This window comes from Arthrobacter sp. KNU-44, from assembly GCF_051843155.1.
In the GTDB taxonomy this organism is placed as follows: Bacteria; Actinomycetota; Actinomycetes; order Actinomycetales; family Micrococcaceae; genus Arthrobacter.
Genome location: NZ_JBPXNG010000002.1, coordinates 4,496,993 through 4,510,359 on the forward strand (window position 1 = coordinate 4,496,993; position 13,367 = coordinate 4,510,359).

A 13,367-nucleotide genomic window follows, 5' to 3' on the forward strand; every position below is an offset into this window, starting at 1 on the left:
GACTGTCATGGCTGAATTGGAGCATGAGTAATCTCTATACCAAGAACGGCCGTCCTCTCCGATTGCAGGGAGATCGGCTCTACTCCCGCTCCGGCATCTACGTTGGCAAGGTGTATGACGATCGCGTCTACGACCCGAGCGGCCGCTATGCGGGGACAATAGTCGGCGACAGGGTTGTGTATCGAAGCACACACAGTGCGAGGATCAAGGGGCCATCGACCAGCGCCAATCGAGTTGGTTTGGCCGCCGCGAACCGCGTTCAGAGCGCAATTTGGGGAGAAGAACCCCGATTCCCGGACTGAGCCCGCAGCAGCGGTTATGTTCGTCGGTCTACGTAGCGTGACCAGGAGTCCCCGGCATTGTCGGCGTGGAGGAACGCAACCTGGTGGCTGTAGCCGAGTGCGTCCGCGACCAGTGGTGGCGGGGAAAGGGTCAGGTGTTCGTCGAGGGCGGTGTTTCGTGCGCCGCGCAGGTCGATGCCGAGGCTGCGGAGCCTGTCCATGATGGTGTTTGGGTGAAGTGGCTGTCCGGCTCGGGTTCCGGGGAAGAGCCAGGGGCTTTGTGTGTCTGATCCGGTTCTGAGGTTCGGCCGGTTTCGCAGGTGTTCTTGAAGTAGTTCCGCGACGGGCTGGGGCACGGGGACCGGATGCGTACCGAAGGCGATCTTCATGTTCGCGCTGCCTTCGTTGGGCTCGACGGCCTCGACGCGGAGTTTGGCTACCCGCACGAGCGGTTGGGCGTAGAGAAGCAGCAGGATCCCGGCGACTCTGTAGGGCAGGGATTCGCTGGTGCCGGTGAGCAGTTCGCGCAGCCAGGCCAGGCGTTGGTCCTGGGTGATTGCCGGGCGTTTTTTGGCGGTGTAATGGCCCATTTCCACGCGGGTGTTTGTTCCGGTGTTGTTGATGAAGACGATGAAGGTGCGGATGGCTTTTCTGGTCGTGGGTCCGGTGGCGAGCCAGGTTTCGATGTCTTGCTGGGTGCAGGTGGCTGCGGTTCTTTGGTGGGTCTGCCAGAGCCAGTCCAGGAATTTGATGGTTTCGGTGATCTCTTGTTTGGCCGAGTGCACCGGGCCGCGGGCGCTTGTTTCCGGTGTTGTCGTGGACCGGATGCGCCGTAGGTGGTGCCATGTGGCAAAGTGCTCGACAGGTCTTGCGACCTGTTCGGGCAAGGGGCGGAGCTTGTCTTCGATCCAGGACTCGAACCGGGCCAGGTGCGGGTCTTGGTAGGGGAGGAGTCCGTGGTGGACGAACAGTGCCCGCAGGTGGTTGGTTTCTCGTTCCGCTGACTTGGCCTGGGCGTTGAGTCCTTCGTGGGTCAAAGGTGTTGTCCCGTTTGAGAGTGAGGACAGGAGGGCTTGGACTTTGGGGGAGCGCTTCCAGGTGATGATGCTCTCGGGCCGGTCTGCCTTGCAGAGGACCTCGACGATTCTGACGGCTATTCCTGAATCGGCAGGGTCTGTGAGCAGTAGATCGTTGAGGTCGTCCCGGAGGGCGCAGCGGGCGCAGATACCCAGCCGGTAGAACTCGCCCTCAACACCGCAGCGGCCGCAGTGGAAGTCGTGGGGGATGCCTGCGCAGGGTGCGCATCGCGGCCCGCCGATGGTCTCGGGCGGGCCGGGGAGCAGCCGGTGCTGGCCACAGTCAGGGCAGGTCCCGTGGGTGCGGGTGGCGGTGGTGAAGCAGGGTCCGCAGATTTTGCCTTCGGGCCAGGTGGCGCGTGTTCGGCCGGCGTTTCGGCCGCATCGGACGCAAGTGGCGGTCCCGGTGGTGCGCGGCCGGCCGCGGCTGGTGTTGCGGGGAGTCAGCCCCTCTGGAGCCTCAGTGTCCATCGTCGATGATGCGGGCCCGCCGCGGGCGGACGGTTCGGTTCAGGTCTACGACATTGGGAGCGCTGGTGCCGGTCTTGCGGGTGCGGGCGTCGGCGGCTGTCACCGTGATGAGGTCTTCGGGGCCGCAGGAGAAGATGTCACAGATCGCGGCGATGAGTTGGAGCGCGACGCGTTCGGGCTTCTGGTTGACGAGCCGGTAGACCTGTGGCCGGGACAAGGAGATGCCGCGCTCGGCCAGCAGGGGGATGAGGTCGGTGGTGTTGTGTAGTCCCCGTGCTGCCATAAGCTCGGAAAGCCGCCATTTGTATTCGACTTCGCGTCTCACCATTGGCCCCGTATCTGCACGCCCAGAACTTCGTCCATGGTGCGGTCCAGGGCCGCACGGAGGGTGGAGTTGCGGAAGTCATCGCTGACGAATTGATAGATCCCGGTGGTGGAGGCGTGTTCGTGGCCCATTTGATATTGCACGAATCTAGGATCCCACCCGTCCTCCAGGAGGTGTGTTGCGTAGGAGCGTCGCAGTGAGTGCAGATCCAGGCCATCCAGCGGCAGTCCCAGCTCGTCCAGGTAACGCCGGAGCCGGCGCAGCAGGGTGGATTCGCAGATCAGCCCACCGCGTTCGCTGGGGAACAGGTCCAGTGTTTCAAGCGTTCCCCGCCCGTTGGCGAGCCAGTCCTCGATGACCCCGGCGGTCCAGTCGAAGACCGTCAGGACGCTGCGGGGTTTGTGCGGGGAGCCCTTGCGTGACTTGCCGAAGCGGACCTTGCAGACGCCTGTTTTTCCGAACCTTCGCGCCTGCGGATTGGTCGCGAAATCGATGGTCTGCAGGTGCCGGAGTTCGTTGAACCTGAGCCCGTACGAGTAGGTGACTTTCAGCATGACCGCGTCGCGGTAGGCTGCTTTCCAGCCTTTCTTGCCAGAGGCCGCGATGAGTTCGACCTGGTCATCCGCATGGTCGAACAGCATCTGCAGTTCAGCCTTGGTGAATGGCCGCTTCGAAGGACGCCCTTCGTACTCTTGCGTGTGCGCAGCGGTGTTCCAGTCAAAGAAGACCTGGGACGGGTGCGTGCCAAAGCGCTGCTCACAGACCTGGTCCCAGCCATAGTCGGGATTGGATACGTAGGACGTGAACCGGCGGAGGGCGGACTGGTAACCGCGGATCGTGGAGTGCTTCAGTTGATGGATCGAGCGCAGGTCACCGAAATACTCCTCGACATGGGCCGGTGACCAGTTCCAGGGGAACTCGTTCACATGGTTCACGAACCTTCGGACACATCCGATGCCCTTATCAATCGTGTCGAATTGAAGGTTCCTGGAGAGCTGCTGGTTGCGCCAGCCCGTAAGCATGTCCTCGAGCGTCTGTTCCTCGGGATGCAGCAGCCGAACAGCACTCAGTTGCAGCACGCGCCCGGACCCATCGACCGCCATTTTCGCCTCCAAATCACGCCTGAATCATGTTCATAATTTGAATCAATGATTCATCAAACGCATCATCACGACAAAACCGCAGGTCAGAGGCGCGTCTCACGCCGTCACAGAAAACCACACGCAGCCGTCTGGATCGTCCGGGAAGCTGCCCGCCAGGGTTGCAGAGGTGCAAAAATCCGCGCAATCCCGGGGCGAGTGAGCCCGCCCCGACGGATCCGGAGGATTAGGGCGAATTGATTCATCTGATGAGATACGCAGAGTATTACTTTACATAATGTAGATTATCGGCGTTAAAAGAGCGGGAGTGGAAGGGGCTGCGAGAACTTCCGTTCAATGACAATGGCTTAACATACGACGGCGACGAAATCCGTATTGGATCGGAGTTATCGATCCGCGGTCCGGCCTGAGATATTTGTGCCGTGGATCCTGTACATCCCAGCACGCGGCATCGGCAAGACAGTCATGATCGGCGGCCCATGATCCGGCCCGCGGACAGGGCTGGGCAGTTATTTCCGAGACAGCGACCGAAGGTTTTATGGGACGCCTCGGGGAATCCATGCGGCAACTTACTGGGAGCCTGGCACAGGTCCTGAGGATTCCTTCGCCGCGACCTTCGCCAGGGCCGGGGCCGGCCTGTCCCCCGGCCTGTCCCCCGGCTTGGTCCACCGGGCGGCCGAGGCCACTGGAGGCTACCCCTTCCTAATCCAACTCTTGGATTGATCGAAGCCGCATTGGTCAAGGCAGAATGGAGGGCATGCCCCTTACTACGTTCGCCCTCGTCCGCCACGGCCAGACAGACTGGAATGCCCAGCGCCGGCTGCAGGGATCGACCGATATTCCGCTGAACGACGTCGGCCGTGGCCAAGCGCGCGACGCCGTAGCCGTGCTGTCCGGTTACGAGTGGGACGTCGTTGTTTCGTCACCGCTGAGCCGGGCCGCGGAGACCGCAGAGCTGATCGCCGCTGGGCTGGGGCTCAGCGTGGACCGGCACATGCCGGAGCTCACCGAGCGCCGCTTTGGACCTGCCGAGGGCCTGCAGGCAGGACCTGAACTGGACGCACTTCGCATTCCCGGTGGCTTCCATGGGGCGGAAACCGCGGAGGAGGCAGCCTCCCGCGGTCTTGCCGCGCTGGAGGCGCTGGCCGAGGAGTTCCGCGGCCGCCGGGTCCTCGTTGTCGCCCACGGAACGCTCCTCCGAGTGAGCCTCGGCCGCGCCATCGGCCGCACTCTGGAGAGCATCGACAACGCCGTCCTCAACCTCGCCCACCACCATGCCATTGACGGCTGGCAACTCGAATACTTCAATGGTGAACCCGTCCTGGCTACCATTCCCGGCTGACCACGACCGGGCCCGAGGCATATCCACCAAGACAGCGGCGTGGGAGACTGTTCAGCACCGACAGGAACTCTTCGAAGGGGATGGTCATCGTGGCGGTAACAGGTCTCAACACCGTCCAGCACATCGTCGTCTTGATGCTTGAAAACCGATCGTTCGATCACATGCTTGGATACCTCTATGCAGATTCGGGCAATGTTTCCTCTGCAGGGCACCCGTTCGAGGGCTTGACCGGCACGGAGTCCTGTCCCGGTTCCGATGGCAGGCCGGTGGGCGCCTACCAGTTGACTCCTTCGACCCCCGACCTCTACTTCATGCCGGGCGCCGACCCCGGAGAGGGGTACCAGGCCACGAACTACCAGCTCTATGGCAGCGCCAGTGCGCCGAAAGCCGGGGCTATTCCTTCCATGACCGGTTTTGTGACCAACTATGCCGGCGCCATCAAGGACAACCTAGCCAAGGGCTGGCATGTGGTGCCGGGAACAACCGCGCACATGATCATGGGCTGCTTCACCCCTCAGACACTGCCGGTGTTGTCGGCGATGGCGAAGGGATTCGCCGTGTGCGACGCCTGGTTCGCGTCAGCTCCCACCATGACGATGCCCAATCGGGCCTTCGCCTGCGCCGGCACCAGCCAGGGCAACTTGGATGACAAGGCCAAGCGGTTTACCGTGCCGAGCATTTTCGGGCACCTGGGCAACCATGGCATCCCCTGGAAGATCTACGGCGAAACCAAGCAGCCCCTGACGAAACTCGACTTCGACGACACCCGGCACGCTCCGGCGTCGAACATTGGCCTGTTCACGGACTTCCAAGCCGACGCGGCATCCGGGAAGCTCCCCGCATACTCTTTCCTTGAGCCGTCCTGGTCCTCGACCGGCAACAGCGAACACCCCAACTACAACGTCGCTCTCGGTGAGCAGTTCCTGCTCGACGTCTATCGCGCCGTCCGCGCGGGGCCGGCCTGGGACTCAACCCTGCTCATCATCACGTATGACGAACACGGTGGCTGCTATGACCACGTCGCCCCGCCATGGGGCGCGACGCCCCCGGACGGCGCCCCGGGGGAATTCGGTTTCGATTTCACCCGTTTCGGGCTACGGGTACCGACGGTACTGATCAGTCCGCTCATCCCTGCCGGCACCGTGTTTCGAGCCCCCGGTTCTGTCCCGCTCGATCACACCAGCATCCTTGCGACGATCGAACATCGTTGGAATCTGCCGGCCCTCACCCGCCGCGATGCGGCGGCGCCCGACGTCGGCGGGGCGTTGAGCCTCACCGTCCCCCGGACCGACGACCCCCTCGCGGGGGTTCAGGCACCTACTCCCCCGCCGACCGCACGGGCGTTGGCGGAACAGCCGTCGCACCTGGAGCAATTGCGCGACGAGCTCCTAGCGCAAGCGTAGGGTCGAGGTTTGCTTGCGAGACCGTTCAGGCCGCGGTTTCGTCGGCTGGGCCGATGCCACCGGGCGCCGTGTCTCCGCGCCCGGTCCACGTCTTGATTGCAGTCCACGCGACGGCGGCGGTCGGTACGGCTAACAAGGCCCCGACAATGCCTGCGAGCATCGTCCCGATGGCCAAGGCGAGCAAAATGGCCAGTCCATGGATACTCAGGACCTTGCCCATCAAAACCGGTTGGAGGAAATGGTGCTCAAGCTGGTTGGCCGCGATGAGGACGGCGAGGACGATGAGGGACGTCACCGGACCGTTCGAAATCAAGGCGACACCCACAGCGAGGGTACCCGCCGCGGTGGAACCAACGATGGGAATGAACCCGCCGATAAACACAAAAACGCCGAGGGGCAGGGCAAGCGGGACACCGAGGATGGCCAGCATTGTCCCTATGATCACGCCGTTTGCTGCAGCGATCAGGGCCGTTCCGCGGACGTAGCCTCCCAGAACGATGGCGCTTCGTTCCGCGGCCAGATGGGCCTTTCCGCGATGAGCCGCCGGAAGAAATCCGAAGATGAAGTTCCTGATCTTCTCGCCGTCCTTGAGGAAGAAGAACAAGATCACCACCATGAGAACCAAGCCGGCCAGGATTTCAGCGACCGTCCGCGCGCCGGTCAGCGCCTCGGCACCAAAGCTACTGCTCGTGAAGAAGCGCTGGATGGAATCGGCCACGGATCGGAGCTGCTCGTCGCTGACTTTGAAAGGGCCGTTGTTCAGGAATTGGTGCAATTGCTCGATGCCGGCAGTGAATTTCACGGCAAGCTCCTTGGATTGCGCCCTGATAAGAAAGACGATTCCGGTGATGACTCCGCCGAAGACTGCAAGGATGCCCACGAACGACGCCGCGACGGCGACGGCCCGGGGCCACCGGTGTGCAGTCAGCCAACGCACAAGGGGCGAAATTGCCGAGGCGAGAATGAGCGCGATTGTGACCGGGATCATGACGAGCGGCACGCTGGTCATCGCCCACAGAATCACCGACACCAGGGTGATGACCAGGAGCATCTGCCCTGAACGGATCCCTGCCCGGCCAAGGCCGTCGGACCACATCGCTGACATCGTGGGTTTGGTCGGCGAATTGTTGCTCTCAGTCATTGGATTCCTTCCTGGTGGTTCCGGCAGTGAACGCCACGCCGTCGTGCCTTCCGACGTGAAGCGCTAATAACGGTCCGAGCTCTTGCCCGCAGCTGCATCGATCCTGATGTTCCCCGCGGCTGCGAGTACCTGCAATTCACGAAGGATCTCCAGTTGCTGGCTGTTGATGGCCATGAGCAGGTCGATCTCCTCTTTGGATTTCACGTTCGTGTCATGATCGTGCCGGGACATCACCGCCGCAATCGCATCCTGACGCTTTGCGGCGATGAGAAGGATGGCTCCTTGCAGGCCAGCCAGCATCGAGAGGAAGAGATTCAACAAGATGTACGGATACGGATCCCAGGCGTTGTTCGCCAACGCCCAGCTGTTGATGGCTGCCCAAAGGATCATGAACCCGACAAAGCCGCCGACGAACGGCCAACTGCCCATCCCGTTCCGCATGACATCCGCGGCGCGTTGACCCTTCGTCAATGATTCCTTGTGGTTTTCGTGCCAGGTCTTTCCCTTATCGCTCATGCCTCACCCTAACGGCGCACTCCGATGGAGCCGCAATTTCGCCCGACCGCTAGCTCGCCACGAGCACGGCAGTCCCTGCATCCGTCGAAAAGTATGGTTCGCCGGTGTGTTGGTGCTCCACGGGTTCGAGGTGGGTGACGCGCGTTGCATATGCGACGACGCCGGCGAGACTGCCGGTGCGTTGGTGGGCTTGCCGTTGCCGCGCGGCTCCCGTGCCTTGGCTGAGGATCCTTTGCAATCCCTCCTTGGCGTACAGTGCGTCCCCGGTCTCTTCGAGGGCATCACGGACGTGGGAGTGGAGTGCAGCGAGGACATGCTTTGCGGTGTCGGGCTTGTGCGTTTTCGAGTCGAGCAGCTCCCCGTGCAGGCCGAACCGGCTGGCCCGCCACGTGGCTTGGCGCAGGACGGCGGCAGAAACCATGTCCGGACGCTGTCCGGATTTCCATTCCCTGGCGGCCGTATCCACCAAGGCGCGCACCAAGGCCGCGATCAGCACGGTATCCCGGGCATCAAGGCAAACATCCGAGACGCGGATCTCGACCGTAGGGTGCCGGGCGGACAGGCGAGCGTCGAAATCCGGGCTCATGATCACACCGGTTCCCGACAGGTCCGCCACCAAAGAGTGATAGGCCTCGGCAGATCCGAAGACATCGGTGGGACCGGCGCTGGACCATCGGTTCCAAGCTTGGGTCCGGAAACTGGCGTAACCGCTGTCGGCCCCGTTCCAGAACGGTGAATTCGAGCTCAGTGCAGTCAGCACCGGAAGCCAGGACCTGATCCGGTCCAGCACTGCGACGCCTTCCTCATCCGAGTCAACGGAAACATGGACGTGATATCCGCAGGTCAGCTGCTCTCTGGCAGTCATAGCGAACTTTTCCAGGAGGGCGTCGTAGCGATCGGTGTTTGTTGCATGCGGAGTAACCGCCAGGGGCGACGTCGCGAGCGCAGCAATTCTTGCGCCCGCCTTCCGGGCGAGCGAATCGGCGTAGGAGCGTCCGGCACGTATTTCAGCGCCGAGTGCACTCAGGCTGCTGTGCGGGGAGGTGATGACTTCGATTTGCTCCTGCTGAAGCTCGATCGCTAACGTCGGGCCGAAAGGAGGAGCCACCCCCTGGGGACCGGCGCTATGAAGGCGCAAGATATCGCCGGCGAGGGGCACGGGACTGCCGTTGTCAGGATCTACGATCAGGAATTCTTCTTCAACACCAAAAGTACGCACTTGCCAAGTGTGGGCCACAAAAGCTACCCCCAACGACCACAAGTCGCAGGAGCTCTGAAAACAAACGTCTCTGGTCAGTTCCGAGAGGCGCAACTGCTGCTAGCTGGCCGGCGTCACGACGTCTTCCAGGACTGACCTGTCGAAGAATCGGATCTCGCCGGTCGCCTGGAAAAACACGGGAACTACCGATGTGTTCGCGTCCTTCGAGGTTTCGTAGATCTCCGGTGCGCTGCCGTGTTTTCGGGCGATGGTTCCTACCAACTCGGTGCCACGAACCCTGACGGTTCGATACTTATAGCTCATGTGGACCCCTATCCTCAGCCAAGGCAAACGCTACTCCTGTGGCGCGCGGTCGGCAGCAGGGCCGGGACCAGCTGCGTGACATGCCTTAGAGAACGGCGCGTTCTGGAATTTTGCCATGTATATGAGCGCGCATCCGGGTTGACGTACCGCGACAGGTCCGTCAGTGCCCGACGGCGGCAGTCCCCTCCCGCTGTCGTCCCGCCGTGCGCCGTTCCCTACCCAGACGCTCGCTCACCTTTAGGGCGTTTTCGGCGGACGCTCGCTCACATGACGTGAGCGAGCGTCCTTGCTTTTGCCCATATATCTGAGCGAGCGTCCCGGTTGACGCAGTCCGCCGTCTCTGAAGGCCAAGAAGCGGTACTTAGGCCGACCAGGCAAAGGGAGCCGAGAAGGAGTTCTTTCCGGCGTTATCCCACGTCATCCCGAACACGTCCACGCGGGCCGTGCTGGACGTGCCGGCCGCCAAGGTGTCCGCCGGGAATCCTATCCCGCTGATTTTCACTCCGAGTCCCGTGGCATCCAGCGGCGACACGAAGTCCTCCACAGCCATGTCGACAGCGCTGCCAACGCGGACCTGGTGCATGCGCCCGTCGTCGGTGTAAGCGATTTCCAGCGACTCCATTCCCGCCATTTCACCGATCAACGGTGTCAGGCCCTCCATCGGTCCGCCGAGCTGGCCACCGAAGACACCACCGAGCGCTTCCGCCTGCTCCGGGGAGGCTGCGGCGTCCATCACGACACCGACCTTCCAACCACCGTCACTCATGAGGGCAGGCGTATCGACGACGAGGCAGACCGTCAGGCCTCCGACGTCGACACCGTTCACCTCACCGGTGTCCACATGGAAGGCAAAGGCCACGTTGCAGCGGTCGTTATCAGCCGGTGCGGTCAGCCCGGAAGTGGAACACGGGCAAACCATGTCGCAATTGCAATTCTCAAAATACGTACCCTCGACGTGCCATGACATCTGGGGCTCCTTTCGGCGAGGCATCCCCAGAAAAAGTCTCCTCGCGGCCCAGAACAGTGTCAACGCTCTCAGCATCGCTCACGGGTCCATGGGTCGCACCTCGATCGGCCACAGCCTGGCCTCTCCGAATTTGCCGGCGATTTCCACAGCGCGGTCCATGTCCTTGCAGTCGACGACGTAGTAGCCGGCCACAATTTCCTTCGTCTCGATGAACGGACCGTCCGTCACCGTAGGCCCGTCGCCGTTGCATCTTACGAACTTCGCTTCCGCACCCAGCTCATGTGCCTCCACGAACTCTCCGGAGGCCCTGAGTTCCTGCTGCACCGAGGCATGGGCTTGCATGATCGCCTCGATCTGGTCCGCAGGCAGGGCGTTCCAGGTGTCGAAGTTGTTTTGAATCAGCAAGAGGTGTTTCATTTTTGCTCCTTGACGGCGGGGGTCGTGTGGCTGTTCCGCTTGGCTCCAGATAAGGACGAGGACGCAGAACCAGTCTCCGCAAGGCGTTTGCCAAGGTAACGGCGCTCGGCCTCGGATGGTGCGAGCTCCCGGGCCCTCTGGTATTCATCCCGGGCCTCCGAGCTTCTGCCCAGGCGGCGCAGGAGGTCCGCTTTCGCGGCAGGCAGGAGGTAGTACCCCTCCAACGAGCGGGTTCGGTCAAGTTGCTCGATGAGGGCAAGACCGGCCTCCGGCCCCTGGGACATTGCGACGGCGACAGCCCGGTTGAGCTCGACGACCGGAGACGGAGCGATCCGCGCAAGGGAGTCATACAGCAAGGCCACCCTGGCGAAGTCTGTGTTGCCTGAGTTGCTGGCGGTCATATGGCACGCCGCGATGGCGGCCTGGACCCGGTAGCTCCCCGGCCGGGAAGGGCGTGAAATGCCGAGCCGTTCGGCAAGGGCAAGGAGCGCGACGGCCTCGGCGATTTCAGCGGGATCCCACGATTTACGGTCCTGCTCCTCCAACGTCACCAAGTCCCCCGCCGCGTCTGTTCGCGAGCTTCGCCGTGCATGGTGGAACAGCATGAGCGCCAGGAGGCCCAGGGCCTCCGGCTCTTGCGGGGAACCGGCGAGCAGCGAAACGAGCAAGCGGTTGAGGCGTATCGCTTCCCGGGCAAGGGGTTCGCGGATCAATGATTCGCCGCCGGTGGCCGAATAGCCTTCGTTGAACATGAGGTAGAGGACGGCAAGGACCCCGGACGTGCGTTCAGCCCTCAGCTCCGGCGGCGGCACCCGATACGGGATTCCTGCGTCCCGTATCTTGGCCCGCGCGCGGACGAGCCTCTTTGACATGGTTGCTTCCGAGACGAGGAACGCACGCGCAATCTCGCCGGTGGTCAGCCCCGCGACGGTGCGCAAGGTCAAGGCAACCCTCGCGTCGAGCGGGAGAGCCGGGTGGCAACAAGTGAAGATCAGCCGCAAGCGGTCGTCTTCCGCGCCGGGATCGCTGGTGATCGCTTCGTCCAGGCCTTCGAGTTGGGCGATGATCGCGAGTTCACGGACCGCCTTCTTTTCACTGGCCGCACTGCGCATGCGGTCGATCGCGCGGTTCCTGGCCACGGTGGTCAGCCACGCCCCGGGATTCCTCGGAATGCCGTGCTCCGGCCAGTCGACCAACGCCTTTGCGAACGCGTCCTGGACGCAATCCTCCGCCAGGCTCCAGTCGCCCGTCACACGGATGAGGGTTGCGGTGATGCGGGCGGTCTCTTCGGCGGAGGCGGCCTCGACGGCGGTCCGGGCGTCCGTCAGTCCCGGTGTCACGTCGTCCCTCCCACCATCATCGACGCCGGTCACGCGGCGAACCGCTACAGCCCGAGCGGCCACACAGGCCTGATCTCGATCTTGCCGAATCTCGCCATGGGATGCTTGGACGCCACCTCGATGGCCTCATCGAGATCGGCACAGGCGATGATGTCATAGCCCGCGATCCACTCCTTTGTCTCCGCAAACGGTCCGTCCGAGACAACTACCTCGCCCGCCCGCACCGTGACGGTGGTCGCGTCCTCGACGGGACGCAACCGGTCACCGTGACGGCTCACTCCCCGGGCTTCCATCTCGGCCACCCATTCCACGATGTTGTCCTCGGCGGGGACATATTCCGGCGCTGCCGGGTCGTTGCAAATGAAAAGCATGTACTCCACGATGACTCCTTCTTATCGGTTGATACACCATGACGACGGGCGGGACGTCGCGAAAAGGACACTGTTTGGGAAATTCTTTTGCGAGCCGAAATGGCCGCGATCTTGGCCCCCTTGACCATGTTGACACTCAGAATGACGCGGACAAGACTGATCATAGGTCCGCGTCCTACGAGGTGCAGGACGTCTGGCCCTAAGGGGTGGACAATGCAGATTCCGGCTCCATTTGAGTATGAGCGCGCGAGCGACGTCGCAAACGCGCTGGCCCTCCTCGAACGCCACGGTCCCGAGTCGCGCATCATTGCAGGCGGGCACAGTTTGCTGCCGATGATGAAGCTTCGCCTGGCGCGGCCCGAATGGCTGATCGACATCAACGACCTGACGGAACTGGAATTTATCCGCCGGGAAGGTGAGCAGTTGCGTGTGGGCGCATTAACCCGCCACACAGCGCTCCTTGAGTCCAGCGACGTCGCCAGGCTCTTTCCGATAATCCACGACGCCGAGCAGGTGATCGCGGACCCTGTAGTCCGCAACCGCGGCACGATCGGAGGCTCGCTCTGCCAGGCGGATCCGGCCGAAGACCTGTCTACTGTTTGCGACGTCCTGCGAGCCCAGGCCGTGATCCGCGGGCCCGACGGCGAACGGATCGTCGCAATGTCGGACTTCCACCGCGGTCCCTACGAAACGGCCGTGGCGCAGAACGAGCTATTGTACGAAGTCCGCTTCACGATCCGCCCGCGCTCCGGCAGCGCCTATGAAAAGGTGGAACGCCGGGTGGGTGACTGGGCAATCGTCGCGGCCGGGGCCGCCGTCGGGCTCTCCGCAGACGGCACCGTGGAAGAGGCCGCAATCGGGCTGACGGCAGTGGGGCTGGACGGCACCGTCTCCGAAGCCGAGGCCGTGCTTCGCGGACGGCAGCCGCATGAAGACCTGTTCGTCGAGGCCGCCCGCATCGCGGCCGCCGCCTGCCACCCAGTGGACGACCAGCGTGGACCGGTCGACTACAAACGGCACCTGGCCGACGAACTCACCCGCAGGGTCCTGCGCCGCGCTTGTGCGCGCGCCGCAGGTGCACAGGAAGGCTGAAAG

General features: G+C 62.9%; 14 protein-coding genes. 3 read left to right on the forward strand and 11 right to left on the reverse strand.

The window, feature by feature from the left end; genetic code table 11:
- Window positions 1–316 precede the first annotated feature (316 nt).
- From ACSVHC_RS22060 to ACSVHC_RS22070, 3 genes are read right to left on the reverse strand one after another with little or no spacing between them, the layout of a single operon-like run.
- Window positions 317–1,828: a recombinase XerD gene (locus ACSVHC_RS22060; protein WP_437770013.1), complete on the reverse strand. Its 1,512-nt coding sequence runs from the start codon at window positions 1,826–1,828 to the stop codon at window positions 317–319.
- Complete coding sequence (locus tag ACSVHC_RS22065) at window positions 1,818–2,156, reverse strand: helix-turn-helix domain-containing protein (protein ID WP_231497281.1); 339 nt, start codon at window positions 2,154–2,156, stop codon at window positions 1,818–1,820. Before ACSVHC_RS22065 ends, ACSVHC_RS22060 begins: the two co-directional genes overlap by 11 nt.
- Complete coding sequence (locus tag ACSVHC_RS22070; RefSeq protein WP_437770012.1) at window positions 2,150–3,256, reverse strand: tyrosine-type recombinase/integrase; 1,107 nt, start codon at window positions 3,254–3,256, stop codon at window positions 2,150–2,152. Before ACSVHC_RS22070 ends, ACSVHC_RS22065 begins: the two co-directional genes overlap by 7 nt.
- A 754-nt stretch (window positions 3,257–4,010) precedes the next feature.
- Between ACSVHC_RS22070 and ACSVHC_RS22075 the strand changes: the two genes are divergently transcribed.
- On the forward strand, window positions 4,011–4,595 hold the full coding sequence (locus ACSVHC_RS22075; RefSeq protein ID WP_437773936.1) for a histidine phosphatase family protein: 585 nt from the start codon (window positions 4,011–4,013) through the stop codon (window positions 4,593–4,595).
- An 89-nt stretch (window positions 4,596–4,684) separates the two neighbouring features.
- Window positions 4,685–5,998 (forward strand): alkaline phosphatase family protein, encoded by a 1,314-nt coding sequence (locus tag ACSVHC_RS22080; protein ID WP_437773935.1) that lies wholly within the window; start codon window positions 4,685–4,687, stop codon window positions 5,996–5,998.
- A gap of 25 nt (window positions 5,999–6,023) precedes the next feature.
- On the opposite strand, the gene ACSVHC_RS22085 is transcribed toward ACSVHC_RS22080, so the two are convergent.
- From ACSVHC_RS22085 to ACSVHC_RS22120, 8 genes are all read right to left on the reverse strand, one after another.
- Window positions 6,024–7,139, reverse strand: a complete 1,116-nt coding sequence (locus ACSVHC_RS22085) for an AI-2E family transporter (protein WP_439181311.1) — start codon at window positions 7,137–7,139, stop codon at window positions 6,024–6,026.
- Between the two features lie 63 nt (window positions 7,140–7,202).
- On the reverse strand, window positions 7,203–7,655 hold the full coding sequence (locus ACSVHC_RS22090) for a DUF1003 domain-containing protein (protein ID WP_437773933.1): 453 nt from the start codon (window positions 7,653–7,655) through the stop codon (window positions 7,203–7,205).
- Window positions 7,656–7,704: 49 nt separating this feature from the next.
- The gene (locus ACSVHC_RS22095; protein ID WP_439181312.1) at window positions 7,705–8,874 is read right to left on the reverse strand and encodes a carboxylate-amine ligase; all 1,170 of its coding nucleotides are present in this window, start codon (window positions 8,872–8,874) and stop codon (window positions 7,705–7,707) included.
- Between the two features lie 99 nt (window positions 8,875–8,973).
- The gene (locus ACSVHC_RS22100; RefSeq protein ID WP_059389943.1) at window positions 8,974–9,177 is read right to left on the reverse strand and encodes a hypothetical protein; all 204 of its coding nucleotides are present in this window, start codon (window positions 9,175–9,177) and stop codon (window positions 8,974–8,976) included.
- A gap of 361 nt (window positions 9,178–9,538) precedes the next feature.
- Complete coding sequence (locus tag ACSVHC_RS22105; protein WP_437773931.1) at window positions 9,539–10,144, reverse strand: DUF1326 domain-containing protein; 606 nt, start codon at window positions 10,142–10,144, stop codon at window positions 9,539–9,541.
- A 78-nt stretch (window positions 10,145–10,222) separates the two neighbouring features.
- The gene (locus tag ACSVHC_RS22110; RefSeq protein WP_437773930.1) at window positions 10,223–10,561 is read right to left on the reverse strand and encodes a YciI family protein; all 339 of its coding nucleotides are present in this window, start codon (window positions 10,559–10,561) and stop codon (window positions 10,223–10,225) included.
- Window positions 10,558–11,901, reverse strand: coding sequence for an RNA polymerase sigma factor (locus ACSVHC_RS22115; RefSeq protein ID WP_437773929.1), 1,344 nt, complete (start codon window positions 11,899–11,901; stop codon window positions 10,558–10,560). The genes ACSVHC_RS22110 and ACSVHC_RS22115 overlap by 4 nt, the downstream gene beginning before the upstream one ends.
- Before the next feature lie 44 nt (window positions 11,902–11,945).
- Entirely contained in the window at window positions 11,946–12,272 is a 327-nt protein-coding gene (locus ACSVHC_RS22120; RefSeq protein WP_439181410.1) for a YciI family protein, read from the reverse strand.
- A gap of 213 nt (window positions 12,273–12,485) precedes the next feature.
- Here ACSVHC_RS22120 and ACSVHC_RS22125 point away from each other — a divergent pair, with 213 nt between their 5' ends.
- The gene (locus ACSVHC_RS22125) at window positions 12,486–13,364 is read left to right on the forward strand and encodes an FAD binding domain-containing protein (RefSeq protein ID WP_437773928.1); all 879 of its coding nucleotides are present in this window, start codon (window positions 12,486–12,488) and stop codon (window positions 13,362–13,364) included.
- The last annotated feature ends 3 nt before the right edge of the window (window positions 13,365–13,367 follow it).

Bases quoted from the DNA above. Each gene is read 5' to 3' on its own strand.
- ACSVHC_RS22060 (WP_437770013.1), bottom strand. From the start codon at position 1,828: ATGGACACTGAGGCTCCAGAGGGGCTGACTCCCCGCAACACCAGCCGC.
- ACSVHC_RS22110 (WP_437773930.1), bottom strand. From the start codon at position 10,561: ATGAAACACCTCTTGCTGATTCAAAACAACTTCGACACCTGGAACGCC.
- ACSVHC_RS22120 (WP_439181410.1), bottom strand. From the start codon at position 12,272: ATGCTTTTCATTTGCAACGACCCGGCAGCGCCGGAATATGTCCCCGCC.
- ACSVHC_RS22100 (WP_059389943.1), bottom strand. From the start codon at position 9,177: ATGAGCTATAAGTATCGAACCGTCAGGGTTCGTGGCACCGAGTTGGTA.
- ACSVHC_RS22065 (WP_231497281.1), bottom strand. From the start codon at position 2,156: ATGGTGAGACGCGAAGTCGAATACAAATGGCGGCTTTCCGAGCTTATG.
- ACSVHC_RS22090 (WP_437773933.1), bottom strand. From the start codon at position 7,655: ATGAGCGATAAGGGAAAGACCTGGCACGAAAACCACAAGGAATCATTG.
- ACSVHC_RS22070 (WP_437770012.1), bottom strand. From the start codon at position 3,256: ATGGCGGTCGATGGGTCCGGGCGCGTGCTGCAACTGAGTGCTGTTCGG.
- ACSVHC_RS22105 (WP_437773931.1), bottom strand. From the start codon at position 10,144: ATGTCATGGCACGTCGAGGGTACGTATTTTGAGAATTGCAATTGCGAC.
- ACSVHC_RS22075 (WP_437773936.1), top strand. From the start codon at position 4,011: ATGCCCCTTACTACGTTCGCCCTCGTCCGCCACGGCCAGACAGACTGG.
- ACSVHC_RS22085 (WP_439181311.1), bottom strand. From the start codon at position 7,139: ATGACTGAGAGCAACAATTCGCCGACCAAACCCACGATGTCAGCGATG.
- ACSVHC_RS22125 (WP_437773928.1), top strand. From the start codon at position 12,486: ATGCAGATTCCGGCTCCATTTGAGTATGAGCGCGCGAGCGACGTCGCA.